Source organism: Streptomyces sp. NPDC048718, assembly GCF_043198875.1.
GTDB lineage: Bacteria > Actinomycetota > Actinomycetes > Streptomycetales > Streptomycetaceae > Streptomyces.
In genome coordinates, this window is record NZ_JBICVG010000025.1 from 1 (window position 1) to 23,202 (window position 23,202).

A 23,202-nucleotide genomic window follows, 5' to 3' on the forward strand; every position below is an offset into this window, starting at 1 on the left:
ACCGCGGCGGCGAACGGAGCGATCTTCGCCTCCGCCAGCGAGCGGACCGTCTCCCGGAGCATCTCGTGCTCCTCGGACAGGCGATACAGGTCGAAATCAGCGGATCCCGCCACCGGCACACTCTCCCAGGCTTGTTCATTACCGTCAGGTAACCCGCATGGTAGGGCGAGATCAGGTCCCGATCCAGGGTTCCGCGCGGCCCCGACTATGCTCGGGCAGGCATTCCGCCCGACCTCACTGGAGTTCGCATGGCCCTCAAGATCACCGTGATCGGCACCGGCTACCTCGGCGCCACCCACGCCGCGGCCATGGCGGAGCTGGGCTTCGAAGTCCTCGGCCTCGACATCGCCCCCGAGAAGATCGAGATGCTCGCCGCGGGACGCGTCCCGATGTACGAGCCGGGCCTGGAGGAACTCCTCGCCCGCCACGTCGACACGATCGAGGGATCCACCGGCCGGCTGCGCTTCACCACCTCCTGGGACGACCTGGCGGCCTTCGACGGCGACGTCCACTTCGTGTGCGTGAACACGCCGCAGAAGCACGGCGAGTACGCCTGCGACATGTCGTACGCCAACTCCGCCTTCACCTCCCTCGCCGCGGTCGTCCGCGGCGACGCCCTGGTGGTCGGCAAGTCGACCGTGCCGGTCGGCTCGGCCCAGCGGCTCGGCGGTCTGCTGCCCGAGGGGGTGGCGCTGGCCTGGAACCCGGAGTTCCTGCGCGAGGGCTTCGCGGTGCAGGACACCCTGCACCCGGACCGCATCGTCGTCGGCGTGCCCGAGGGCGCGATGGGCGAGCGGGCCGTGAAGGTGCTGCGCGAGGTGTACGCGGTGCCGCTGGCCGAGGGCTCGCCGCTCGTGCTCACCGACTACCCGACCGCCGAGCTGGTCAAGGCCGCGGCCAACTCCTTCCTCGCCACCAAGATCTCCTTCATCAACGCGATGGCGGAGGTCTGCGAGGCGGGCGGCGGCGACGTGGCCAAGCTCGCGGAGGCGATCGGGCACGACGAGCGGATCGGTTCGAAGTTCCTGCGGGCCGGCATCGGCTTCGGCGGCGGCTGTCTGCCCAAGGACATCCGCGCCTTCATGGCCCGCGCGGGCGAGCTGGGCGCCGACCAGGCGCTGACCTTCCTGCGCGAGATCGACTCCATCAACATGCGGCGCCGCGCGTCCATGGTGGAGATGGCGCGCGAGGCGCTCGGCGGCGGCTTCCTCGGCAAGCGGGTCGCCGTGCTCGGCGCGACCTTCAAGCCCGACTCGGACGACGTCCGCGACTCGCCGGCGCTGAACGTGGCCGGTCAGATCCATCTCCAGGGCGGCCAGGTCACCGTCTACGACCCGAAGGGCATGGCCAACGCCCGCCGGGTCTTCCCCACCCTCGGCTACGCGGACTCGGCGATCGACGCCGTACGCGGCGCGGACGTGGTGCTGCACCTCACCGAGTGGCGCGAGTTCCGCGACGCGCTCGACCCGGCCGAGCTGGCCGGCGTCGTCGCCTCGCCGGTCATCCTCGACGGGCGCAACGCCCTCGACCCGGCCCGCTGGCGCGAGGCCGGCTGGACGTACCGCGCGATGGGGCGCCCGACCGCCTGACCTGCCGAATCACGGTTGAGGGGCCCGGTCCCGTACGGATGTCCGTACGGGACCGGGCCCCTCAGCGGTCCACACGCCTGTCACCGACCGGCGCCGGGGACACCTCAGGCGCCCCGGATACCTCGGGTGCCTCGGGCGCCCCGGATACCTCGGGTGCCTCGGGCGCCCCGCCCGCCTCAGGCCATCGAGGCGATGGTCGCCACCGACGGGCTCTGCCTGCTCTGCCGGTCGCGGGCCACGGCCTCCGCGTCGCGCAGCACACGGACCGCGTTGGACCAGGTCAGCTTGGCGAGGTCGGCCGGCGACCAGCCGCGGGTGAGAAGTTCCGCGATCAGGTTCGGGTAGCCCGCGACGTCGTCGAGGCCCGCCGGGGTGAACGCGGTGCCGTCGAAGTCGCCGCCGATGCCGATGTGGTCGATGCCCGCGACCTCGCGCATGTGGTCGAGGTGGTCGGCGACCGTGGCCGGGGTCGCGATCGGGCGCGGGTTCTCCGCCTCGAAGGCGCGGTGGACCGCCATCGCGTCGGGCGTGGTGGCCAGATGGTGCAGCCCGTGGGCGCGCATGTTGGCGTCCGCGCGGGCCGTCCACTCCACGGCGGCGGGCAGGATGAACTTCGGTACGAAGGTCGCCATCGCCACGCCCCCGTTGCCGGGCAGCCGCTCCAGGACGTCGTCCGGGATGTTGCGCGGGTGGTCGCAGACCGCGCGCGACGAGGAGTGCGAGAAGATCACCGGCGCGGCGGAGGTGTCGAGCGCGTCGCGCATCGTCGTCGCGGCGACGTGCGAGAGGTCGACCAGCATGCCGGTGCGGTTCATCTCGCGGACGACCTCGCGGCCGAACGGGGTGAGCCCGCCGTGCCGGGGCGTGTCGGTGGCCGAGTCCGCCCAGTCGTTGTTCTCGTTGTGGGTGAGCGTCATATAGCGGACACCCAGCGCGTGCAGGGCACGCAGGGTGGCGAGGGAGTTGTCGATCGAGTGGCCGCCCTCGGCGCCCTTCAGGGAGGCGATCCGGCCTTCGGCGCGGGCCGCTTCCATGTCGTCGGCGGTCAGCGCGGGCGCCAGCTCGGAGCTGTAGCGGGCGAGGAGCTGATCGACGGCGTCGATCTGCTCCAGGGTGGCGCTGACGGCGTGGTCGCCGGCGAGCCGGCCCGGTACGTACACCGACCAGAACTGGGCGCCGACGCCGCCGGCCCGCAGCCGGGCGAGGTCGGTGTGGAGGACGCCGCGCTGGTCGCCGGAGACGTCGAGCTTGTCGAGGTCGTAGCCGCAGTGCTCGCGCAGCGCCCAGGGGAGGTCGTTGTGGCCGTCGACGACGGGGGCCTCGGCGAGGAGTTCCAGCGCCTCGGCGAGCCGGGCGGAGGCCGCCTCGCTCACACCGGGAGCACTCTGCGCGCCCGAGGCAGCCGAGGCACCCGGGGTGCTCTGGGTGCCCGCCGGGTCCGCCCCGCCGGCCGGGTCCGCCCCACTGGCCGGCTCCGCGGCGCCCACCGCGCCCGCCGCGCTCATCGGGCGAACCCGAAGGACGCCGAGCCCTCGACCCTCTGACGGAGCCGCTTGCCCTTCTCCGTCGCCTGGTCGTTCAGCTTCCGCTGGAACTCCCGCATCCGCTCCTGGAGCGCCGGGTCGTGCGCGGCGAGCATCCGGGCGGCGAGCAGGCCCGCGTTGCGGGCGCCGCCGACCGAGACGGTGGCGACCGGGACACCGGCCGGCATCTGCACGATGGAGAGCAGCGAGTCCATGCCGTCGAGGTACTTCAGCGGTACGGGTACGCCGATGACGGGCAGCGGGGTGACCGAGGCGAGCATGCCCGGCAGGTGGGCCGCGCCGCCGGCGCCCGCGATGACCGCCTTGAGACCGCGTCCGGCGGCCTCCTCGCCGTACGCGATCATCTCGCGCGGCATCCGGTGCGCGGAGACGACGTCGACCTCGTACGGGATCTCGAACTCGTCGAGAGCCTCGGCCGCCGCTTCCATCACGGGCCAGTCCGAGTCGGAGCCCATGACGATGCCGACGAGCGGGTGTCCGGCGGGCGTGTTACTCAACGATCGTCCCTCGCAGGTAGTCGGCGGCGTGACGGGCGCGCTCCAGCACGTCGTCCAGGTCGTCGCCGTAGGTGTTGACGTGACCGACCTTGCGGCCGGGCTTCACGTCCTTGCCGTACATGTGGATCTTGAGCTGCGGGTCGCGGGCCATGCAGTGCAGATACGCGGCGTACATGTCCGGGAAGTCGCCGCCGAGCACATTGCTCATCACGGTCCACCGCGCGCGCGGGCGCGGGTCGCCCAGCGGGAGGTCGAGCACGGCGCGGACGTGGTTGGCGAACTGCGAGGTGATCGCGCCGTCCTGGGTCCAGTGACCGGAGTTGTGCGGACGCATGGCCAGCTCGTTGACGAGGATGCGGCCGTCGCGGGTCTCGAAGAGTTCGACGGCGAGGTGGCCGACGACGTCGAGTTCCTTGGCGATGCGCAGCGCCAGTTCCTGCGCCTGGCCGGACAGCTCCTCGGAGAGCCCGGGCGCGGGGGCGATCACGGTGTCGCAGACGCCGTCGACCTGGCGGGACTCGACCACCGGGTACGCCACGGCCTGGCCGTGCGGGGAGCGGACGATGTTCGCGGCGAGCTCGCGCGCGAAGTCGACCTTCTCCTCGGCGAGGACGGGGACGCCGGCGCGGAACGCGTCCTCGGCGTCCTCGGGCGTACGGACGAACCAGACGCCCTTGCCGTCGTAGCCGCCGCGCACGGTCTTGAGGATGATCGGGAATCCGTCGCCCTCGGCGGCGAAGGCCGCCGCGTCGGCCGGGTCGGCCACGAGGCGGTGGCGTGGGCTCGGGGCGCCGATCTCGTCGAGCCTGGCCCGCATCACCCCCTTGTCCTGGGCGTGCGCGAGGGCCGCGCGGCCGGGCCGGACGACGACGCCGTCCGCCTCCAGGGCCGCGAGGTGCTCTGCGGGCACGTGCTCGTGGTCGAAGGTGATCACGTCACAGCCCCGCGCGAAGTCGCGCAGCGTGTCCAGGTCGCGATAGTCGCCGATGACGACCTCGCTCACCACCTGGGCCGCCGAGTCCTGCGGGGTGTCACTGAGGAGCTTGAACTTCAGGCCGAGGGGGATGCCCGCCTCGTGGGTCATACGGGCGAGCTGCCCGCCACCGACCATGCCGACTACCGGGAACGTCACCCTCTTAGGGTATCCGCACAAGTTCCGGCCACTCGTCCGGCTGTGTTTTGCGACAGCGCGAGCGGGGGCGGGCGGGGCTCGGGCACGGATCGCGCGTACGCGGGCGCGGATCGCGGGCAAGGGGGGCGGGCGGGCGTCCGGATGGTTAGCATGGCGTGGTCATTGCCTTCTTCCGCGCGCCCCGGCGCACCCCCGAAGGCTCCGCGCAGTCCCCCGGCCCTGGCCCCAGGCCCAGGCCCCGAAGACCCGAAGCGCTTTCGAAGCACTCCCGAACGGACAGGACAGAGAGCCATCACGATGAGTGAACCCGGCACACTGCGTCCGCGGATCGAGCGCCTCGCCCGCGAGGTCGCCAAGTTCGGCCTGGTCGGCGGTCTCGGCGTCCTGGTCAACATGGGCGTCTTCAACCTGGTGCGGCACTTCTCCGACCTGCCGGTGGTGCGGGCCAGCCTGATCGCCACCGTCGTGGCCATCCTCTGCAATTACGTGGGGTTCCGCTACTTCACGTACCGCGATTGCGACAAGTCCGGCCGTACCCGCGAGATGACGCTGTTCCTGGTGTTCAGCGCGATCGGCATGGTCATCGAGAACGGTGTCCTGTACGCGGCGACGTACGGCGCGGGCTGGGACACCCCGCTGCAGAGCAACTTCTTCAAGTTCTTCGGCATCGGCGTCGGGACGCTGTTCCGCTTCTGGTCGTACCGCAGCTGGGTCTTCAAGGCGATGCCGGTGGAGTCGTCCGGTGCGGGGAAGCCGTCCGGGGCGGGGGCGGCGCCCGCGTCCGGGACGGCCGTACGGAGTGCCGAGGCCCTGCTGGAGAAGACCCCGCGCCAGGCCACCCGCGACACCCGCAAACAGCCCGACCGGGTCTGAGCGGGGCTGAGCGAGTCCGAGCAGCCCCCGCCCGCGGTCTGCGGGCCTGCGGGCCCGCGCGGCCCGTTTACCGGACCGGGCGCTCCGGCTCCGGTTCCGTACGGCCGCGCACCTCGCGGCTCAGGAAGAGCGCGAAGACCGGCGGCTGCTGCTGGAGCAGTTCCAGCCGGCCGCCGTCCGCCTCCGCGAGGTCCCGGGCGACCGCGAGCCCGATGCCCGTGGAGCTGCGCCCGCTGACCGCCCGCTCGAAGATCCGCGCCCCGAGGTCGGCGGGGACGCCCGCGCCCTCGTCGGTGACCTCGATCACGGACTGGTTGCCGGTGACCCGGGTGCGCAGCGCGACCGTGCCGCCACCGTGCATGAGCGAGTTCTCGATCAGCGCGGCGAGCACCTGGGCGACCGCGCCCGGGGTGGCGACGGCCCGCATGCCCTGCTTGCCGGAGTGCACGATGGCCCGGCCCGCGCTGCGGTAGGCGGGCCGCCACTCCTCGATCTGCTGCTTGACGACCTCGTCGAGGTCGAAGGCGACGGCGGAGCCGGTACGCGGGTCGCGCGCGTTGGTCAGCAGCCGCTCCACCACGTCCGTGAGCCGCTCGACCTGCGTGAGCGCGATCGTGGCCTCCTCCCGGACCGTCTCCAGGTCGTCGGCCACCGCGACCTCCTCCAGGCGCATGGAGAGCGCCGTGAGGGGCGTACGGAGCTGGTGGGAGGCGTCGGCGGCGAGCCGGCGCTCGGCGGTGAGCATCCGCGCGATGCGTTCGGCGGAGGCGTCCAGGACGTCGGCGACCCGATCCAGCTCGGGCACCCCGTACCGCTTGTGGCGGGGGCGGGGGTCGCCGGAGCCGAGGCGTTCGGCGGTCTCGGCGAGGTCGGTGAGCGGGGAGGCGAGCCGGTTGGCCTGGCGCACGGCGAGGAGCACGGCCGCCACGACGCACAGCAGCGCCACTCCGCCCGTGGTCAGGGAGGTGCGGACGACCTCGGCGGTGATCGTGGAGCGGGGTTCCTCGACCACCACGACCTCGCCGCGCTCGCCCTCGGCGTGGCCTCGGACGACCCCGCCGTCCGGGCGGGTGCCGAGTTCGATCGGGTCGCGGCCGGGGATGGAGACATGGGCGTACCGCTTGGCACCGCTCTGGTCCGCCAGGATGGCGGGGGTGACCGGTTCGCCGCCGATCAGCCGGCTGTCGACGATCGACACGATCCGCAGGGCCTCGGAGTCCACGCTCTCCTGGGCGCCCGCGGTGATCGTGCGGGACTCGACGAACACGAGCGAGCCGCCGAAGACGGCGATGACGACGAGCACCACGGCGAGCGTGGAATTGATCAGACGGCGGCGCACCTGGTCACGTACCCAGTTCTCTCGTTCTGTCTGTCGTTCTCGGGCGGGGCGGGCGGCTCGGGCGGCTCGGGTGCCTCGGGCGGAAGGCGTCGCGGGCGCTGTCGCGCTCGTACGCGTGACCGCGGCTCGCTCCGCCGCGGAGGCGGAGGCTTCGGTTCTCCGATTCCTTCCGGCTTTCCGGCCCCCTCCAGTCCCCGAGCCCTTCCGTTCCTCTAATTCTTCTCGAAACGGAAGCCGACGCCCCGGACCGTGGCGATGTAGCGCGGGTTGGCCGCGTCGTCGCCGAGCTTCTTGCGGAGCCAGGAGATGTGCATGTCGAGGGTCTTGGTGGACGACCACCAGGTGGTGTCCCAGACCTCGCGCATCAGCTGGTCGCGGGTGACCACCCGGCCCGCGTCCCGGACCAGGACGCGCAGCAGGTCGAACTCCTTGGCCGTGAGCTGGAGTTCCTCGTCGCCCATCCACGCGCGGTGCGACTCGACGTCGATCCGCACGCCGTGGGTGGTGGGCGCGGCGGCCGGCTCGGCGGCGCCGCGCCGGAGCAGCGCCCGTACGCGGGCGAGGAGTTCGGCGAGACGGAAGGGCTTGGTCACGTAGTCGTCGGCGCCGGCGTCGAGTCCCACGACGGTGTCGACCTCGTCGGCGCGGGCGGTGAGCACGAGGATCGGCACCGTGTGCCCCTCGGCGCGCAGCCGCCGGGCCACCTCCAGGCCGTCCATGCCGGGCAGTCCGAGGTCGAGCACGACCAGGTCGATCCCGCCCTGAAGTCCGGCGTCGAGAGCGGTGGGACCGTCCTCCCGCACTTCGACCTCGTATCCCTCGCGCCGCAGGGCGCGGGCCAGCGGTTCCGAAATGGAGGCGTCGTCCTCGGCGAGCAGTACACGGGTCATGAGGTGATGGTAGTCCGCGCGGCGCCCCCGCCGGGGCGTGATCCCAAGGGCCGGAGGGGGCCCTGTGGATCTTGCCCCGTAAGGTGACGAACACCTTCGATTGCAGGTCGGCGGTTCCCTCAGAGCCTGTGATCCATCTCTCAAGTCCTTCCATATCCGGCACTGTCGTGTCGTATGGTGGCCTGAGTTCTGTTGCGGTAATCGGGGACCTTTGGCCGTGTTGCGAGCCAAGGGTCTCTTTCTGCACAAGGCCGCCGTCGGCGGGCTTGAGAACCTTGAATGACCTGTGGGCCGGGTCCTTGGACGCGATGAGGCGTCGCGAGGGCGTGGATCCCGGTGGAGCGCGACCGCTCTCCTGCCGGTGCCGGCCTCCCCCACCGGGCGCACACCGCTCACGAAGCACGCGTCCCGACAGAGCAAGGATCGACATGGCGTCCAGCCTGGCGAAGGCTTCCACCGGAACCCCCGGTTCCGAGAAGACCTTCTTCGGCCACCCTCGCGGCCTGGCCACCCTCTTCATGACCGAGATGTGGGAGCGCTTCTCCTACTACGGCATGCGGGCCCTTCTCGTCCTGTACCTGGTCTCCGGAGGCGCCGACGCCGCCCGGGGCAGCCAGGGCGGTGGACTGGCCATGACCGGCGCCACGGCTGTGGCGATCTACTCGGTCTACGTGTCGATGGTCTACCTCATGGCCATGCCCGGTGGCTGGTTCGGTGACCGCGTCTGGGGTGCCCGTAAGACGGTCGCCATCGCCGGTTTCGTCATCATGGCCGGTCACGGCTCGCTGGCCCTGCCGGGCCAGGCCGCGTTCTTCGTCGGTCTCGCGCTCGTCGCCGCCGGTTCCGGTCTGCTCAAGGCCAACATCTCGACGATGGTCGGCCACCTCTACGACGGCCCGGACGACCCGCGCCGTGACGGTGGCTTCACGCTCTTCTACATCGGCATCAACCTGGGTGCCTTCATCGCGCCGTTCGTCGTCGGCACCGTCGGCGAGAAGGTCAACTGGCACCTCGGCTTCCTGCTCGCCGCGGCGGGCATGGGTGTCGGTCTGATCCAGTTCCTCTTCGGCACGAAGCACCTCAGCGAGAAGAGCGCCGTCGTCCCGAACCCGCTGAGCGCCGCCGAGCGCAACAGCATGCTGGTCAAGGTCGCCGTCGTCCTGGTCGCCGCCGCCGCCTTCTACGGCGTCGTCGTCGGCATGGGCGTCTACACGCTGAACTGGGCGCTCGTCCCGATCACCCTCGCCGGTCTGCTGATCCCGGTCGCCGTCCTGGTCCGCATCAAGCGGGACAAGGACCTCGACAAGTCCGAGCAGTCGAAGATGACCGGCTACATCTGGTTCTTCGTCGCCGCCGCCATCTTCTGGATGATCTACGACCAGGGTGGTTCCACCCTGTCGCTGTTCGCCGACAGCAAGACCACCGGCACCGTCTTCGGCCTGGGCTTCCCGGCCACCTGGTACCAGTCGCTGAACCCGCTGTTCGTGATGAGCCTCGCGCCGGTCTTCGCCTGGCTGTGGCTGTGGCTGGCCCGTAAGAACCAGGAACCGAACACCATCGTGAAGTTCTCGATGGGTCTGGTCCTGGTCGGCGCCTCCTTCTTCATCTTCATCGTCCCGATGAACATGGCCGGCGACGGCACCAAGGTCTCCCCGCTCTGGCTCGTCTCGATCTACATGATCCAGACCATCGGTGAGCTGTGCCTCTCCCCGGTCGGCCTCTCCGTCACCACGAAGATGGCGCCGAAGAAGTACGCCTCCCAGATGATGGGTGTCTGGTTCCTCGCCGTCACCGCCGGTGACTGCTCCACCAGCCTGCTCTCGCTGGCCGGTGTGGACCTGAACGGCACCGGGATGATCGCGATGGAAGCGTCGCTCGCCGTCGCGGCCGGCTTCGCGATCTACATGTACCGCAAGAAGGTCCAGGCGCTCATGGGCACCGTCCACTGACGCACCTCGCGCCTCTGCACCTCGCCTGAACGGCACACGGAGGGCCGCCGCACCGATACGGTGCGGCGGCCCTCCGCCGTTTTCCCTGCTGAACCGTCTTTCCCTCTGTCTCGTACGTCAGCGGCGCAGCCGCGCCCACGGGGTGAAGGTGAACACCGCGCCGCCGAGGAGGATCACGGTGCCCGCGACGAGTGCGAGCGCGCGCAGGGCGCCGTGGTCGGCGGCGCCGGTCTCGGCGAGGCCGCCGCCGCTCGTACCGCTGGTGGTGCCGGATCCGCCGGTGGTGCCGGAGGTGGTCGATCCGCCGGTGGTGCCGCTCGTGGTGCCGCCGGAGGCGCCTCCGGCCTGTTTCTCGGTGTCCAGGGTCAGCGACGCCCCGGCCGCGCCCTTGACCTCGCACGGGATCACGATCGGCGTGCCGCCCAGCGAGACGCTGATGGTCAGCTTCCCGGGCGCCAGGGTGGTCCTGCCGGTCGCGCCCGGGGTGTACGTCCCGGTCATATCGGTCAGGTCGACCGGCTTGCCCGCCTCCAGCGGCTCCGGGTTGCCGGGCCCGGTGACCTTCACCGAGCCGGAGTCGGCGCCCCCGAGCCGTACGTCCATGGAGGGCTTGAGGGCGCCCTTGGGCAGGGCGGCGGGGCTGTCCATGACGCCCTTGGCGGTCTTGACGGTGAGGGCGTAGGAGCCGCCGTTCTTCTTGGCGCCGATCGTCACCTTGGAGGTGATGGAGGAGGGGCCGGGGGCCTGGCAGGCGAAGCTCACCGCGACCTCCTCGCCGGGGAAGTCGGTCGAGCCGCCGCCGGACCCGCCGGTCGAGCCGGAGGTGCCGCTGGTGCCGCTGGTGCTGGTCGAGCCGCTGGAGCCGCCGGTGCTCGATGTCGTACCGGATGTGCCGGACGTACCGGATGTGCCGCCCGAGGAGGACGTGCCTCCGGAGGCCGCCGTACCGCCGCCGGCGGCCGTGCCACCGCCTGATGCCGTTGTCCCGCCTGATGCGGTCGTCCCACCCGAGGTGGTCGATCCCCCGCCCGCCGACACCTTGATCGTGGCGGCGGGCGCGACCGGCTGCTTCGGGCCGCACTTCGTGTCGGTCGGCAGGGGCTTGGAGACGTTGATCGTGTACGCGTCCGGCGTCAGCGTGATCTCGCCCGCCGCGGTCGGCTTCAGCGTGCCCTTCATGGTGGAGAGGATCATCGGGCTGTTCTTCGGGATCGGCGGGTTCTCGCGGGGGCCTGTCATCGTGAGCGTGCCGCTCGCCGCGCCACCCAGCCTGACCACTCCACTGGGCTGGACGGTGTCCTTCTCCAGGTCGAGAAAGTCGGGGTTCTTGGAGGCGGCGGCGACCGTCGTCCACACCACCTCCACCTCGTCGCCGACCGTGGCCTCGGCGGGCGCGGTGAGCCGCACCGAGGTCGTCCCCTCGACCGGTGGCAGGCCGGAGACGGCGGGCGGGACGCACTCGGTCGGGTACGAGACCGCCGCCGCGGCGGCGGGGCCGGCGGCCAGCAGGATCCCCGCGCCGCCGAGCATCATCGCGACGCCGGCCGCGCCGATCCTCCGTCTCGTCGTACGTGTCGTCGTACGTGTCGTCCTCACGACCGTCCCTTCGTCGTCGGGCTGTTGTCTGACGGTGCGGAGTCGGGGGTGAACCACGGCAGGCCCGCGGTCGGCGCGTCCGTGGACGTGGGGGCGCGGGCGGGCGCGGTGGCGGTGGCTGGGGTACGGGACGGGGCCCGGGTACGGGACGGGGCCCGGGTACGGGCCGGGGCCCGGGTACGGGCCGGGGCCCGGGTACGGGCCGGGGCCCGGGTACGGGCCGGGGCCGGGGCACGGTCGTCCGGTGGGCGGACCCGGTCGACGATCGCCATGCCGATACGGAACAGGGCCGCCGGGACGACGAGCGCGAGCAGCAGCCAGAACAGCGTCACGCCCCAGGGCCGCCCGACCGTCCACGGCTGCTCGACCAGCACCTTTCCGCCGTATCTGACGGAGACCCGGTAGTCGCCGTGGGCGCCGGCCGGCAGCTCGACGGGCAGTTTCACCAAGGCTTTCCGGCCGGGTGCGATCGTGCCGTGCCACTGCTGTTCCTCGTAGGTCGGCGAGAGGACCCCATGCCGGGCGCCGACCTCGAAGACGGGGTTCTTGACGGCGCTCTGGCCGAGGTTGCCGAGGGTCACGACCACATTCCGGCGGGCGGGCGCGCCGAACCACACGAGGACTCCGCCCGAGCCTTCGAGCCGGGCGGTGGTGAGGACCGCGAGCCGGCCGTTGTCGCCGGCGGCAGGCAGCGGGGCGGTCGGATGCCCGGCGACGGTGAACGCCACGTCCACCGTGTCCGTACCTCCAGGGCCCTGGGGTCCGGCTCCGGCGACGACGGCCACATGGACCACGCACGGGCAGGGCTTGGGCGGCTCGGCGACCGGCAGCCGCGTACTGAACGCGCCCTGGGCATCGACGGTGGCGGCCCGGCCGTCGGTGTTGGCGCAGGAGTTGGTGCCACCGATGACGCCCGTGCCGGGCGCGCCCTGGCCGCAGATCAGCAGCATGAGCAGGGCGCCGGGCCGCCAGCCGGAGCCGCTGACGGTCAGGGTGCCGCCCTTGCCGCCCTCCTTCCGCGACAGCACGACGGCGGGCGGCTCGGCGGCCCGGGCGGCGGAGACCGAGGCTGAGGCGGGCGGCGCGAGCACGACGGGGAGGGCGACGGCGGTGAGGGCGGTGAGGGCCGCCAGCAGGGGAGGCAGGAAGGCGGACAGGGCGAGCCGGAGCGCCGCGCACGGCGCCGTGGGCCGTGGGCGGGTCATCGTCGCCTCCGTATCCGCATCCGTATCCGTATCCGTATCCGTATCCGTGACGCGGGCCTGGCGGCGTACGCGACCGCGCCCGCCGCCGCGAGGAGGACGGCCGTCGCGGCGGCGAGGCCCGGCGCGGAGGCGAAGGTGGCGGCCACGCGGACGGTCGCGGGCGGGGCGCCCGGGGCGGTGGCCGTCAGGTGGACGGTGACCGCGTCGAGCGCGGGCGGGTCGGGCCACGGTTCGGTGCGGGTGACGCGCTCGCCGGGGCGCAGGGTGAGCGGGAGCGGGCGTTCGGGCCGGTCGAGGACGGTGCCGAGGACGCCTTCGGCGCGGACGGCGAGGCGTGGGGCGAGGGTGGTGCTGCCCCGGTTGACCAGGGTGTAGCGCACGATCCCGGAGCCGCCGGGGTGCTGGACACGGACGTCCTCGATGGTCAGCGCGGCCAGGTGCGGGCCGCCGACCCGCAGGTGGAGCGGGACGGCGGCGGTACGGGCCGGCGCCCCGGCCGTCGCCCGGATCGAGCCCTGATGATCGCCGGGCGGGGTGCCCGCGCCGACGGTGACGGTGAAGGGCACGTCCGCGCGGGTGCGGGCGGGGACGGTCACGGTGCGGGCGGCGAAGGCGAAAGAGAGGGCGTCCGGCTCGTCGGCCTGCCCGGCCCGGCCGGTGAGCCGGACGGTGAGCGGGCGGGTGGTGGGGTTGGTGACGGACAGGGTGTCGGTCAGGACGCTGCCGGCGGGGCCTTCCAGGTAGACGTACGGCCGGCCGGCGGCGGGCCCGGCGCTCCACCCGGCGGGTGCGGGGGCCCCGGCGAGTGCGGGAGCGGGGGCGGCGGCGAGGAGGGCGGGAAGCGCGAGGGCCGCGAGCCCGTACCGCGCCGCCCGCACCCCTCGTAACGCCCGTAACGCCCGTAACACCCTCACCGCGCGTGCCGCCCGTACCGCCCCCATCAGCGCGCCGTGTGCCGTGACGGGCGCCGGGTGAGCCAGAGCACTCCGGCCGCGCCGGTCAGCAGCACCGTGCCGCCGAGGGTGCCGAGCGCGAGGGCCGAGTCCAGGGGGCCCGTCCTGGGCAACCGGCCGCCGCCCGCCCCCGATCCCGTACCGCCACCACCGCCACCACCGGATCCGCCCGCCCCGCCCGAGGCCGCCGTGACACTCAACTCCAGCGAGGGAGAAGGATGGTTGGACGGCTTGCAGACGGCGGCGTCCATGCCGAGGGCGTGGACGGTGAGAGTGCCGGCGGTGAAGGTGACCTTGCCGCTCTTCTTCGGGGTGTACGTACCCGTCAGCTTTCCGATCCTGATCGGGGTGCTGGGCGGGATGGCCGCCGCGTTCGGCACGCCCTCGACCCGGACCTTGCCGCTGTCGCCGCCGCCGACGACGAGTTCGGCGCGCGGGGTCATGACGCCCTTCGGGAGTTCGACGGGGCTGTCGGAGACGCCTTTGTCGAAGGACATCGTGATCGTGTACGCGTCGCCCTTCTTCTCGGCCGTGACGTCGACGGGCGAGACCGCGCTCTTGGGGCCGATCTTCGTCTCGCAGGCGTAGTTCACGTCGACGACGGTGGCGCGGGCGGCGGGGGCCGCGAACAGGACGGCGGATCCGGCCGCCGCCGCTACCGCCACCACCGCTGTCGCTCTCGCCGTCACCCTCGCCGTCATCGTCATCGTCACCGCCATCGTCGGCGCGCTCGCCGCTCTCCTCCGGTTCGGCACCACAAGCACCCCTCACGGCACGATTCCTGACGGAGCATCAGATGCGCCGTCAAGGTACGCCCCGGGCGTCGAGGAGGGAAGGGGAAGCGCGCGTCCGCCACGCGCGCCGCACACCCGTCGCGCGCGGTTGCGCATGACCCGTCACAAGGCCCGCGCGGAACCCGCGCCGGATCCACGTCGGACGCCGGACCCGCACCGGGCCCGCACCGGACCCCCGCCGGATCCACACCGGATCCACACCGAACCCGCACCTGCGCCGAACCCGCACCGAACCTGCACCGGATCCACACCGGACGCCGGATCCACGCGGGACGCCGGATCTACGCGGGTGCGGCGAGTTCGGCCCAGACGGTCTTGCCGGGGGCGCCAGGGGTGCGCTCGATCCCCCACGCACGGCACAGGCGCTGCACGATGAACATGCCGTGCCCGCCGGGCCGTCCGGCCCGGTGCGGGGTGCGAGGGGAAGGCTGACCGGCGCCCCGGTCGACGACTTCGAGGCGCAGCACCTCGGCGAGCCGCAGCACCCGCAGACTCTCCGGGCCCTCGGCGTGCAGGCAGGCGTTGGTGACCAGTTCGGAGACGACGAGCAGGACGTCCTCGGCGGCGGCCCGGCGGTCGGCGGTGGCGGCCGGGAGCCAGCCCCAGTCGTGGAGCGCGGTCCGGGTGAAGTCGCGGGCGAGCGGCACGGTGCCGGCGGTGGCCCCGAGTGCGAGCTGGCGGACGTCGGGGCCGCCGGAGGCAGTCTCCATCAGTGCTTCACCTCACCGATTCAACGCGGGCAACAAGAAAGGCGGGACGGGATCACGGGCCCGACGCGCGGCACGAGCTGCGCGGCGCGGGACCCAAGGGCCGGAAGCGGGCCCGGTTCAGCCAGGGAGGGCGGATTCGATCGTGTCGTGCAGGGTGAAGACGGCATCCGCCCCGGTGATCTCGAAGACCCGGGCCACCGTGGGCCGCATCGCCACCAGATGGACCCCGCCGCCCGCGGCCTCGGCTCTCAGCCGGGCCCCGAGCAGCACGTTCAGCCCGGTGGAGTCGCAGAACTCAAGCCCCGAGCAGTCGAGTACGAGACGGACCCGGCCCTCGTCGAGGGCCTGGTCGAGTGGCGCACGCAACAGTTCGGCGGTGTGGTGATCGAGCTCACCCACCGGGGCGAGCACCTCGCTCGCCCCCACGGTTCTGACGTCGACCCGAAATCGCCCGGGTGCGCTGCCAATGTGCTGGCGGTACATGCGTCGAACCATACAAGTCCGGGCTCTCTCCGCGCACATGCGCTCCACCCTAAATCATCTCTAAACGGACAATTGCCACTTGCAACCATCGCCATGAATTGGGTAGGGCTAGTAGGGACACCCGCCACACGGCCGGCCATGGAGGCGCCGCAAACCGCAGCAAAAGACCAGCAATGGAGGAGACCATGTCCCCCCGGCTCGACGTCACGGAACCCGTCGGTACGTCGCCGATCCCGTCGATTCCGCACTCCCCGAGCTCGCCGGCCGCGGCGAACTCGCCGCAGCCGCCGACCCCGTCGGCCCTGTCGGATGCGACCCCGTCGGACTCGACCACGCTGATCCCGCCGATCCCTCCCGTCGACGAGATCGCCCCGCACGACGCCCGCGCGCTCTCGAAGACCCTCTTCGCCCGTCTCGGCGAACTGGAGGAGGGCACGCACGAGTACGCGTACGTCCGCAACACCCTGATCGAACTGAACCTGGCCCTGGTCAAGTTCGCCGCCTCACGGTTCCGCACCCGCAGCGAACCGATGGAGGACATCATCCAGGTCGGCACCATCGGCCTGATCAAGGCGATCGACCGCTTCGAGCTCGCCCGCAACGTCGAGTTCCCCACCTTCGCGATGCCGACGATCATCGGCGAGATCAAGCGGTTCTTCCGCGACACCTCGTGGTCGGTGCACGTCCCGCGCAGGCTCCAGGAGCTCCGTCTCGACCTCGCCAAGGCGGGCGACGCGCTCGCCCAGCGGCTCGACCGGTCCCCGACCGTCGACGAGCTGGCCGAGGAGCTCGGGCTCTCCCCGGAGGAGGTCGTCGAGGGCATGGCCGCCGCCAACGCGTACACGGCCAGCTCGCTCGACGCCCCGCCCGAGGAGACCGAGCCCGACGGCGCGACCCTCGCGGACCGCCTGGGCTACGAGGACCACGGCATCGAGGGCATCGAGTACGTCGAGTCGCTCAAGCCCATGATCGCCTCGCTGCCGCTGCGCGAGCGCCGCATCCTCTCCCTCCGCTTCACCGCGGGCCTCACCCAGTCGGAGATCGGCGACGAGCTGGGCATCTCCCAGATGCACGTCTCGCGCCTGCTCTCCCGGACACTGGCGCGGCTGCGCAAGGGACTTACGCTGGAGGAATGACGTGAGCGGCGGAGCCGGAGCGCGAAACGCGCAGGCCCCAACCTCCCCGCCCTGAGGGTGGGTTGCCGGGGCCCGGACGGTCCGCCGATGTGTACGCGCTCCAGACGCCGTACGAGGGCCGGGTCCCGCACCGCCACCACGACGGTGGCGACGCGGAACCCGAGGCCCACGTCATGCGCGACCTCGCCGGCCACGGCTACCCCGTCCCGCGCGTCGCCCGCGCCGCCGATCCTCATCTCACAACAGAGGAGCGGGCGGGGCGACGGCGTCCTCGGTCCGGTACTGCTTCCCGCTACCCCATGCGTAGCGGATGTCCGGCTCTCGTTCCTCGTTGCGCGCCCCGTCCGTCCGCCCGGCCTCGCGAAAGCCGTGCCGCTCATAGAAGCGTCGCGCCGCCGCGTTGACCTGGAACGTCCACAGCGCCAACCCGTCCGGGCGCCGTCGCTTGGCCAGGGCCATGAACCGATCACCCAGGCCCCTCCCGCGCCATGCCGGGTCGAGGTAGAGCTGTTCGAGTTCGCCGCCGTCGAGTACCAGCAGCCCCACCACACCGCTGTCGGCGACCGCCACCCAGGTCTCGTGGGATGGCACCACCAGGGTCGAGAACCAGGCCCGCACCTCGGCGTCGTCGTGCGCGCGGCGCACCGAGGGCAGTGCGGCGGAGAAGGAACGCAGCCACACATCCGCCATCGCGGGCGCGTCGGCGCTGCCCGCGCGGCGGAGAATCACACCGTCAGTCGTCACAGCGCGAGACCCTCGCAGATCGTCCGCCGATCCGCAGCCACGAATCGGGTCCCCCTCGGCTCGCCCCCGCCTACCAGCCGATCCGCGCCTCGCCGAGCGGTGCGCAGCCCGCGAGGGCGGCCAGTTCGCGAACGCGCTCGGGCGGGCAGTCCCGGTGGACGTGCAGGAAGACGGTGTGGGTGGGGGTGCGCCGCCGCGGGTCCAGTTCGACGTCGTCGTGATGGAACACCACCTGCACCCCGTCGTACTGCACGCTTCCGGCCGGTCCAGGCCAGCGGCCCCGCCACCCCAGCAGGGCCGGGGCGTCCCCCGCCGCCGCCAGGAACGGCAGATCGGCGTCCGGCGGCGCCTCCTCCGACCACGCCCACACCGGGAACCGCGCCGGCTCGGGCTCGCCCCAGGGGGTCGTACTCCTCCCCGTCGTTCCCCTCGAACACCAGGTCGGACACGGCGTCCGCCACTCGCCGCAGCCACGCGGGGTCCGGGAGCACGGTGTCGACCCAGATCTCTTCCTCGATCTCCGCCAGCCCGGCGCACAGCTTTGACCCGCGAATGTCCCATGCGGGCCACCCTCACATGCCCCGTACCCCTCCCGCCAAGGCTTTCCCGGCGGGAGAATCACGGGGATGGGACACGACATCCTCCGGGCGTACGGGCCTCTCGGCTTCCGGTAGCCCGCCAGGAGAGACCTGGCGGTCGCCGCCGAGGAGTCTCGATGTCGCGCACCGCCCACCACCACCGCCGCACGTTCCGCACCCCCACGCCCCGCACCCCCCACGCACGTACCGCCGGGGAGGGAGGGGACGAGCGTCCTGGCGGTCCTTGGCATGCCCTGGTGCTGTACGGCCTGCGGTACGACGCGCGCGAGCGCGCCGACGCCGCCCGGGAGGGGCGGCGGGCGGCGCCGCGGGTGACCCGGCGGGCGGTGGCGGTGTACGCGTTCCCGCGCTACCAGCGGGACCCGTCCGTCGGGCACTGGGCCACGTGGGAGGAGCGCCGTGCCCGGCAGCGGCTGCGGGCGCGGGTGAGCGTGGTCGCCGGCCTGGTGAACTCCACCGGCGACCCGTACACGGCGGACGAGGACGCGGCGGACATCCCGCCCGCCCGGCACCGCCGCGGCGGGCTCTGGACGGCCTGAGGCGCCGCCCGAGCCGCGCCACCCGCAGCCTGAAACGGCGTCAGAGAGTGCCCACGCACGCCTCGTTGCCCTCCGGGTCCGCGAGGACCCAGTGCGACGGGGCGTAGGCGTCGGTGACCAGGGTGCCGCCTGCCGCGAGGGCGGCCTTGATGCGCGCGTCGGCCTCGTCGTACGGGATCCAGACGTCGACGTGGAGGCGGTTGCGCTGCGGGCGCGGGGTGTCCATCTGCTGGAAGTAGAAGGCGGCGTTGCGGCGCGCCGGGTCGATGAGGTCCTCGGGGCTGCCCGCGCGGTGGTCGTAGCCGAGGAGCGCGCGCCAGAAGGGGGTGACGGCCGGGATCGACAGGGCGTCGACGGTGACCTGGACGGCGGTGAGCGCGGCCGGTTCGGCGGTGAGGCCGTGGCTGCGGGCCAGGGCCGAGACGGCGCGGGCGCGGGCGGGGTCGCCCTCGGTCAGGCCGTAGAGGGTGTCCGTCACCGCGACCAGCCGGACCGTCACGGCGTCGGGGCGCAGATCCACGTCGGGGGCGTGGTCGGCCAGTTCGGGCAGGTCGACGAGGGCGGCGGCGAAGCGGGCTCCGGCGGCGAAGGAGCCCGTACGGAAGCGGGCGCAGGCTCCTTCGCCGAGGACCCGCCAGTCCTCGGTGCCGGCGGATTCGCGGAACTGGCGCGGGGTGATCTTCATGCGCGCCAACGTAAGCGCTGGTCAGGCCACTCGTACACCCTTGCGCCAGACCTGGGAGACCAGCGGGACGCCCGGCCGGTAGGCGAGGTGGACGTGCGAGGGGGCGTCGAGAAGGACGAGGTCGGCGCGGGCTCCGGCCGTGAGGCGGCCGACGTCCGTGCGGCGCAGGGCCGCGGCGCCGCCGGCGGTGGCGGACCAGAGGGCCTCGTCGGGGGTCATGCGCATGTCGCGGACGGCGAGGGCGATACAGAAGGGGACGGAGGAGGTGAAGGAGGAGCCGGGATTGCAGTCGGTGGACAGGGCGACGGTCACGCCCGCGTCCACCAGGCGTCGCGCGTCCGGCCATTCGGCGCGGGTGGAGAACTCGGCGCCCGGCAGCAGGGTGGCGACGGTGTCGCCGGAGGCGAGCGCGTCGACGTCGGCGTCAGTGAGGTGGGTGCAGTGGTCGGCGCTGGCCGCGCCGAGTTCGACGGCGAGTTGGACACCGGGGCCGTACGAGAGCTGGTTGGCGTGGATCCGGGCCATGAGGCCCTTCGCCTGGCCCGCGGTGAGGATGGCGCGGGCCTGGTCGCCGTCGAAGGCGCCCTTCTCGCAGAAGACGTCGACCCAGCGGGCGTGCGGGGCGCAGGCGTCCAGCATGGGGCCGGTGACGAGGTCGACGTAGCCGGCGGGGTCGTCGGCGTAGTCGGGGGACACGATGTGGGCGCCGAGGTAGGTGACCTCGTCGGTGTGCGCGGCGGCGATGCGCAGGGCGCGGGCCTCGTCCTCGACGGTGAGGCCGTAGCCGGACTTGGTCTCGAAGGTGGTGGTGCCCTGGCGCAGGGCCTCGGCCATGTAGTGGGCGACGTTGGCGGACAACTGCTCGTCGGTCGCGGCGCGGGTGGCGGCGACGGTGGTGCGGATGCCGCCCGCCTCGTACGGCCGGCCGGACATCCGGGCGTGGAACTCGGCCGTCCGGTCGCCCGCGAAGACAAGGTGGGAGTGGGAGTCGACGAAGCCGGGGATCACGGCCCGGCCGGCGGCGTCGACCCGGTTGTCAGTGGCGGGTGCTTTGCTTGTTTCACCGACCCAGACGACACGGTCGCCGTCGATGACGACGGCCGCGTCCTGGATCAGGCCCAGGGGGGATCCATCACCGAGGGAGGGGTCGTTGGTGACGAGACTGGCGATGTTGACGATGGCGGTGGCGGCGGTCGCCACGGCGCTGTTCGCGCTCGTGGGGCCGGGGGTCGCCGCCGGGCTGTTCCTCGCCTCGGGGCCCGTGGTCATGAGAGGTGTCTCCTTCAGCCGCGCAGAGCGGCGATCGAGTCCGCGAGGACGCCGGGCACGTCCGGGACGGACGTATGGACCCCGTCCCGTACGACCGTACGCCCGCCGACGACCGTGTGCCGTACGTCCGCGGCCGACGCTGCGAATACCGCCGTCTCGGCTGCCAGACGCGGCAGGGGCCCGGCTGTCCTGACCGAGTCGAGGGCGATCGTCGTGAAGTCGGCGAGGGCGCCCGGCTCCAGGCGGCCGGCCTCGGTCCAGCCGAGGGCGGCGTGGCCGTCGGCCGTGGCGGCGCGCAGCAGCGCGGCCGCGGTCCAGTGGCCTCGGGTACGGGTGCGCAGGCGCTCGTTCAGTTCCATCGCGCGGGCCTCTTCGAGGAGGTCGACGACGGCGTGGCTGTCGCTGCCCAGGGAGAGGGGGGAGCCGGCCCGCTGGAGGGCGGCGGCCGGGCCGATGCCGTCGGCGAGGTCGCGTTCGGTGGTGGGACACATGCAGGTGCCGGTGGCAAACGCGCCGATCAGCGCGATGTCGCCGTCCGTCATATGCGTGTTGTGGACGCCGGTGGTCCGCGCGCCGAGGACGCCGTGGTCGGCGAGGAGCTGGGTCGGGGTGCGGCCGTGGTGGGCGAGGCAGGCGTCGTTCTCGGCGGTCTGCTCGGAGAGGTGGACGTGCAGGGGCGCCTCGCGGTCCTGGGCCCAGCGGGCGACAGTGGCGAGCTGGTCGGCGGGGACGGCGCGTACGGAGTGGACGGCCGCGCCGATCCGGACGCCGTCGCGCTCCTTGAGGGCCGAGGCGCGGGCGGCCCACGCGTCGGCCGTGCCGTCGCTGAAGCGCAGCTGGTGCGGCTCGGGAGCGGCGCCGAAACCGGAGGAGAGATAGGCGGTGTCGAGGAGGGTGATGCGGATACCGGCCTCGCCGGCGGCGGCGATCAAGGCCTCGCCCATGGCGTTGGGGTCGGCGTAGGGCCGGCCGCCGGGGGCGTGGTGGAGGTAGTGGAACTCGCCGACGGCGGTGATGCCGGCGAGCGCCATCTCCGCGTACACGGCCCGCGCGAGGGCGTGATAGCTGTCCGGGGTGAGGCGCTGGGCGATGTCGTACATGACCTCGCGCCAGGTCCAGAAGGTGCCGGAGCCGACCTGGACGGTGCCGCGCAGCGCCCGGTGGAAGGCGTGCGAGTGGGCGTTGGCGAGGCCGGGGATCGTCAGGCCGCGCAGCACCTGCGCGCCGGGCGGCGGGGTCGGCACGCCCGTGCGGACGGCCGTGATCCGGCCGCCCGCGACGTCCAGGGCCACGCCCGGTTCGACGACGGGGTCGATCCAGGCGTGCTCCAGCCAGTAGGTGGTGGCGCCGGTCGGGGCCGAAGCCGGGGCCGCGCCGGCGGTCGGGGCCGTGGCTGCGGACGGGGCCGTGGCTGTGGACGGGGTCGTGGCGGGTGCCACGGGCGGCGTCGGGGGCGGGGTCACCGGCACGCGAGGCCCTCCAGTACGTCGGCGAGTGCGCGGACCCCGGCGAGGCAGTCGTCCTCGGCGGCGGACTCGGCCGGGGAGTGGGAGACGCCGGTGGGGTTGCGGACGAACAGCATGGCGGTCGGGATCGAGGCGGACAGGATGCCCGCGTCGTGTCCGGCGCCGGTGCCGAGGACGGGGACCTTGGCGCCGGTCGCCTCGCCGAGCAGACGGCCGATCTCGTCGCGCAGCGCGTGCCCGAACTCCACGACCGGGGTGAAGGACTCGCGGACGACGGCGAGGTCGACGCCCTGGCGGGCGGCGTGTTCGCGGGCGGCGGTCTCGATGCCGGCGACGACGGTGTCCAGGGATTCCTGGTCGGCGGCGCGGGCATCGAGCCAGCCACGGACCAGGGAGGGGATGGCGTTGACGCCATTGGGCTCGACCGCGATCTTGCCGAAGGTGGCGACGGCGCCCGCGAGTTCGGCCTGCCGGCGGGCGGCGAGGACGGTCTCGGCGTACGGCAGCATCGGATCGTGCCGGTCGACGAGCCGGGTGGTGCCGGCATGGTTGGCCTCGCCGTGGAAGTCGTACCGCCAGCGGCCGTGCGGCCAGATGGCGGAGGCGATGCCGACGGGGTCGCCGGACAGATCGAGGGCGCGGCCCTGTTCCACGTGGAGTTCGACGAACGCGCCGATCCGGGCGAGCCGTTCGGGGTCGGGGCCGATGGCCTCGGGGTCGTATCCGGCGGCGGCCATCGCCTCGGGGAGGCCGATGCCGTCGGCGTCGCGCAGCCCGAACGCCTTCTCCTTCGTCAGCTGCCCGGAGGTGAGGCGGGAGCCGACACAGGCGAGGCCGAAGCGGGCGCCTTCCTCGTCGCCGAAGTTGACGATGGCGAGGGGGCGCTTGAAGGAGACGCCCCGGGCGCGCAGTTCGTCGAGCGCGGCGAAGGCGGAGACGATGCCGAGGGGGCCGTCGAAGGCGCCGCCGTCGGGTACGGAGTCGAGGTGGGAGCCGGTGACGACGGCGTCGCCCGCGGCGGGGTCGCCGAGCCAGGCCCACTGGTTGCCGTTGCGGTCGGTCTCGACGTCGAGACGGCGGGCCTCGGCCTGCATCCGGAACCACAGACGGCAGTCGGCGTCGGCGCCGGTCCAGGCGTAGCGGCGGTATCCGCCCGAGGCGTCGCAGCGGCCCAGCGGCCGCAGCGACGTCCACATGGCGTGGAAGGAGG

22 protein-coding genes are annotated in these 23,202 nt (G+C 72.9%); 5 read left to right on the plus strand and 17 right to left on the minus strand.

Annotated features, from left to right (window positions below; genetic code table 11):
* Positions 1-248: 248 nt before the first annotated feature.
* Complete coding sequence (locus ACGFRB_RS31645) at positions 249-1,589, plus strand: UDP-glucose/GDP-mannose dehydrogenase family protein (protein WP_363012701.1); 1,341 nt, start codon at positions 249-251, stop codon at positions 1,587-1,589.
* A gap of 176 nt (positions 1,590-1,765) precedes the next feature.
* Here ACGFRB_RS31645 and ACGFRB_RS31650 read toward each other — a convergent pair whose 3' ends face one another.
* From ACGFRB_RS31650 to ACGFRB_RS31660, 3 genes are read right to left on the minus strand one after another with little or no spacing between them, the layout of a single operon-like run.
* A complete protein-coding gene (locus ACGFRB_RS31650) occupies positions 1,766-3,094 on the minus strand; it encodes a dipeptidase (protein WP_393247951.1) in 1,329 nt (442 codons plus the stop codon).
* The gene (purE, locus tag ACGFRB_RS31655) at positions 3,091-3,588 is read right to left on the minus strand and encodes a 5-(carboxyamino)imidazole ribonucleotide mutase (protein ID WP_363003286.1); all 498 of its coding nucleotides are present in this window, start codon (positions 3,586-3,588) and stop codon (positions 3,091-3,093) included. The genes ACGFRB_RS31650 and purE overlap by 4 nt, the downstream gene beginning before the upstream one ends.
* A 34-nt stretch (positions 3,589-3,622) precedes the next feature.
* Entirely contained in the window at positions 3,623-4,741 is a 1,119-nt protein-coding gene (locus tag ACGFRB_RS31660; protein ID WP_393248026.1) for a 5-(carboxyamino)imidazole ribonucleotide synthase, read from the minus strand.
* Positions 4,742-5,059: 318 nt separating this feature from the next.
* Here ACGFRB_RS31660 and ACGFRB_RS31665 point away from each other — a divergent pair, with 318 nt between their 5' ends.
* The gene (locus tag ACGFRB_RS31665; RefSeq protein ID WP_393247953.1) at positions 5,060-5,635 is read left to right on the plus strand and encodes a GtrA family protein; all 576 of its coding nucleotides are present in this window, start codon (positions 5,060-5,062) and stop codon (positions 5,633-5,635) included.
* Between the two features lie 67 nt (positions 5,636-5,702).
* Here the strand turns inward: ACGFRB_RS31665 and ACGFRB_RS31670 are convergent, their stop codons facing one another.
* Positions 5,703-6,974 carry an ATP-binding protein gene (locus ACGFRB_RS31670; protein WP_363003234.1) on the minus strand — a complete coding sequence of 424 codons (1,272 nt, stop codon included), beginning with the start codon at positions 6,972-6,974 and terminating at the stop codon, positions 5,703-5,705.
* Positions 6,975-7,186: 212 nt separating this feature from the next.
* A complete protein-coding gene (locus tag ACGFRB_RS31675) occupies positions 7,187-7,864 on the minus strand; it encodes a response regulator transcription factor (RefSeq protein WP_363003232.1) in 678 nt (225 codons plus the stop codon).
* A gap of 428 nt (positions 7,865-8,292) precedes the next feature.
* Here ACGFRB_RS31675 and ACGFRB_RS31680 point away from each other — a divergent pair, with 428 nt between their 5' ends.
* Entirely contained in the window at positions 8,293-9,813 is a 1,521-nt protein-coding gene (locus tag ACGFRB_RS31680) for a peptide MFS transporter (protein ID WP_393247955.1), read from the plus strand.
* Positions 9,814-9,930: 117 nt separating this feature from the next.
* Here ACGFRB_RS31680 and ACGFRB_RS31685 read toward each other — a convergent pair whose 3' ends face one another.
* The 6 genes from ACGFRB_RS31685 to ACGFRB_RS31710 all read right to left on the minus strand — a co-directional run bounded on the left by ACGFRB_RS31685 (position 9,931) and on the right by ACGFRB_RS31710 (position 15,554).
* Positions 9,931-11,346, minus strand: a complete 1,416-nt coding sequence (locus ACGFRB_RS31685) for a hypothetical protein (protein ID WP_393248028.1) — start codon at positions 11,344-11,346, stop codon at positions 9,931-9,933.
* A 59-nt stretch (positions 11,347-11,405) separates the two neighbouring features.
* Positions 11,406-12,614: a hypothetical protein gene (locus ACGFRB_RS31690; RefSeq protein WP_393247957.1), complete on the minus strand. Its 1,209-nt coding sequence runs from the start codon at positions 12,612-12,614 to the stop codon at positions 11,406-11,408.
* A complete protein-coding gene (locus ACGFRB_RS31695; protein WP_393247959.1) occupies positions 12,611-13,492 on the minus strand; it encodes a hypothetical protein in 882 nt (293 codons plus the stop codon). The genes ACGFRB_RS31690 and ACGFRB_RS31695 overlap by 4 nt, the downstream gene beginning before the upstream one ends.
* A gap of 62 nt (positions 13,493-13,554) precedes the next feature.
* Positions 13,555-14,274 carry a peptidase gene (locus ACGFRB_RS31700; RefSeq protein ID WP_393247961.1) on the minus strand — a complete coding sequence of 240 codons (720 nt, stop codon included), beginning with the start codon at positions 14,272-14,274 and terminating at the stop codon, positions 13,555-13,557.
* Positions 14,275-14,642: 368 nt separating this feature from the next.
* The gene (locus ACGFRB_RS31705) at positions 14,643-15,071 is read right to left on the minus strand and encodes an ATP-binding protein (RefSeq protein ID WP_363003222.1); all 429 of its coding nucleotides are present in this window, start codon (positions 15,069-15,071) and stop codon (positions 14,643-14,645) included.
* A 117-nt stretch (positions 15,072-15,188) separates the two neighbouring features.
* The gene (locus ACGFRB_RS31710) at positions 15,189-15,554 is read right to left on the minus strand and encodes an STAS domain-containing protein (RefSeq protein WP_393247963.1); all 366 of its coding nucleotides are present in this window, start codon (positions 15,552-15,554) and stop codon (positions 15,189-15,191) included.
* Positions 15,555-15,739: 185 nt separating this feature from the next.
* On the opposite strand from ACGFRB_RS31710, the gene ACGFRB_RS31715 reads away from it, so the two are divergent.
* The gene (locus tag ACGFRB_RS31715; protein ID WP_393247965.1) at positions 15,740-16,690 is read left to right on the plus strand and encodes an RNA polymerase sigma factor SigF; all 951 of its coding nucleotides are present in this window, start codon (positions 15,740-15,742) and stop codon (positions 16,688-16,690) included.
* Between the two features lie 237 nt (positions 16,691-16,927).
* Here ACGFRB_RS31715 and ACGFRB_RS31720 read toward each other — a convergent pair whose 3' ends face one another.
* Positions 16,928-17,380, minus strand: coding sequence for a GNAT family N-acetyltransferase (locus ACGFRB_RS31720; RefSeq protein ID WP_393248030.1), 453 nt, complete (start codon positions 17,378-17,380; stop codon positions 16,928-16,930).
* 124 nt (positions 17,381-17,504) lie between these two features.
* Positions 17,505-17,804, minus strand: a complete 300-nt coding sequence (locus tag ACGFRB_RS31725; RefSeq protein WP_393247967.1) for a hypothetical protein — start codon at positions 17,802-17,804, stop codon at positions 17,505-17,507.
* A gap of 345 nt (positions 17,805-18,149) precedes the next feature.
* Between ACGFRB_RS31725 and ACGFRB_RS31730 the strand changes: the two genes are divergently transcribed.
* On the plus strand, positions 18,150-18,572 hold the full coding sequence (locus tag ACGFRB_RS31730) for a hypothetical protein (RefSeq protein ID WP_393247969.1): 423 nt from the start codon (positions 18,150-18,152) through the stop codon (positions 18,570-18,572).
* Between the two features lie 40 nt (positions 18,573-18,612).
* Here the strand turns inward: ACGFRB_RS31730 and ACGFRB_RS31735 are convergent, their stop codons facing one another.
* The 4 genes from ACGFRB_RS31735 to ACGFRB_RS31750 form a co-directional block, all read right to left on the minus strand.
* Positions 18,613-19,257 (minus strand): VOC family protein, encoded by a 645-nt coding sequence (locus ACGFRB_RS31735; RefSeq protein ID WP_393247971.1) that lies wholly within the window; start codon positions 19,255-19,257, stop codon positions 18,613-18,615.
* A 21-nt stretch (positions 19,258-19,278) separates the two neighbouring features.
* The gene (hutI, locus tag ACGFRB_RS31740) at positions 19,279-20,526 is read right to left on the minus strand and encodes an imidazolonepropionase (RefSeq protein ID WP_393247973.1); all 1,248 of its coding nucleotides are present in this window, start codon (positions 20,524-20,526) and stop codon (positions 19,279-19,281) included.
* Positions 20,527-20,540: 14 nt separating this feature from the next.
* Complete coding sequence (locus ACGFRB_RS31745; RefSeq protein WP_393248032.1) at positions 20,541-21,857, minus strand: formimidoylglutamate deiminase; 1,317 nt, start codon at positions 21,855-21,857, stop codon at positions 20,541-20,543.
* Positions 21,858-21,985: 128 nt separating this feature from the next.
* Positions 21,986-23,188 (minus strand): allantoate amidohydrolase, encoded by a 1,203-nt coding sequence (locus ACGFRB_RS31750; RefSeq protein WP_393248034.1) that lies wholly within the window; start codon positions 23,186-23,188, stop codon positions 21,986-21,988.
* Positions 23,189-23,202: the final 14 nt, after the last annotated feature.

Bases quoted from the DNA above. Each gene is read 5' to 3' on its own strand.
- ACGFRB_RS31645 (WP_363012701.1), top strand. From the start codon at position 249: ATGGCCCTCAAGATCACCGTGATCGGCACCGGCTACCTCGGCGCCACC.
- ACGFRB_RS31650 (WP_393247951.1), bottom strand. From the start codon at position 3,094: ATGAGCGCGGCGGGCGCGGTGGGCGCCGCGGAGCCGGCCAGTGGGGCG.
- purE (WP_363003286.1), bottom strand. From the start codon at position 3,588: ATGGGCTCCGACTCGGACTGGCCCGTGATGGAAGCGGCGGCCGAGGCT.
- ACGFRB_RS31660 (WP_393248026.1), bottom strand. From the start codon at position 4,741: ATGGTCGGTGGCGGGCAGCTCGCCCGTATGACCCACGAGGCGGGCATC.
- ACGFRB_RS31665 (WP_393247953.1), top strand. From the start codon at position 5,060: ATGAGTGAACCCGGCACACTGCGTCCGCGGATCGAGCGCCTCGCCCGC.
- ACGFRB_RS31675 (WP_363003232.1), bottom strand. From the start codon at position 7,864: ATGACCCGTGTACTGCTCGCCGAGGACGACGCCTCCATTTCGGAACCG.
- ACGFRB_RS31680 (WP_393247955.1), top strand. From the start codon at position 8,293: ATGGCGTCCAGCCTGGCGAAGGCTTCCACCGGAACCCCCGGTTCCGAG.
- ACGFRB_RS31685 (WP_393248028.1), bottom strand. From the start codon at position 11,346: ATGATGCTCGGCGGCGCGGGGATCCTGCTGGCCGCCGGCCCCGCCGCC.
- ACGFRB_RS31690 (WP_393247957.1), bottom strand. From the start codon at position 12,614: ATGACCCGCCCACGGCCCACGGCGCCGTGCGCGGCGCTCCGGCTCGCC.
- ACGFRB_RS31700 (WP_393247961.1), bottom strand. From the start codon at position 14,274: ATGACGATGACGGCGAGGGTGACGGCGAGAGCGACAGCGGTGGTGGCG.
- ACGFRB_RS31705 (WP_363003222.1), bottom strand. From the start codon at position 15,071: ATGGAGACTGCCTCCGGCGGCCCCGACGTCCGCCAGCTCGCACTCGGG.
- ACGFRB_RS31710 (WP_393247963.1), bottom strand. From the start codon at position 15,554: ATGTACCGCCAGCACATTGGCAGCGCACCCGGGCGATTTCGGGTCGAC.
- ACGFRB_RS31715 (WP_393247965.1), top strand. From the start codon at position 15,740: ATGTCCCCCCGGCTCGACGTCACGGAACCCGTCGGTACGTCGCCGATC.
- ACGFRB_RS31720 (WP_393248030.1), bottom strand. From the start codon at position 17,380: ATGGCGGATGTGTGGCTGCGTTCCTTCTCCGCCGCACTGCCCTCGGTG.
- ACGFRB_RS31730 (WP_393247969.1), top strand. From the start codon at position 18,150: ATGTCGCGCACCGCCCACCACCACCGCCGCACGTTCCGCACCCCCACG.
- ACGFRB_RS31735 (WP_393247971.1), bottom strand. From the start codon at position 19,257: ATGAAGATCACCCCGCGCCAGTTCCGCGAATCCGCCGGCACCGAGGAC.
- hutI (WP_393247973.1), bottom strand. From the start codon at position 20,526: ATGACCACGGGCCCCGAGGCGAGGAACAGCCCGGCGGCGACCCCCGGC.
- ACGFRB_RS31750 (WP_393248034.1), bottom strand. From the start codon at position 23,188: ATGTGGACGTCGCTGCGGCCGCTGGGCCGCTGCGACGCCTCGGGCGGA.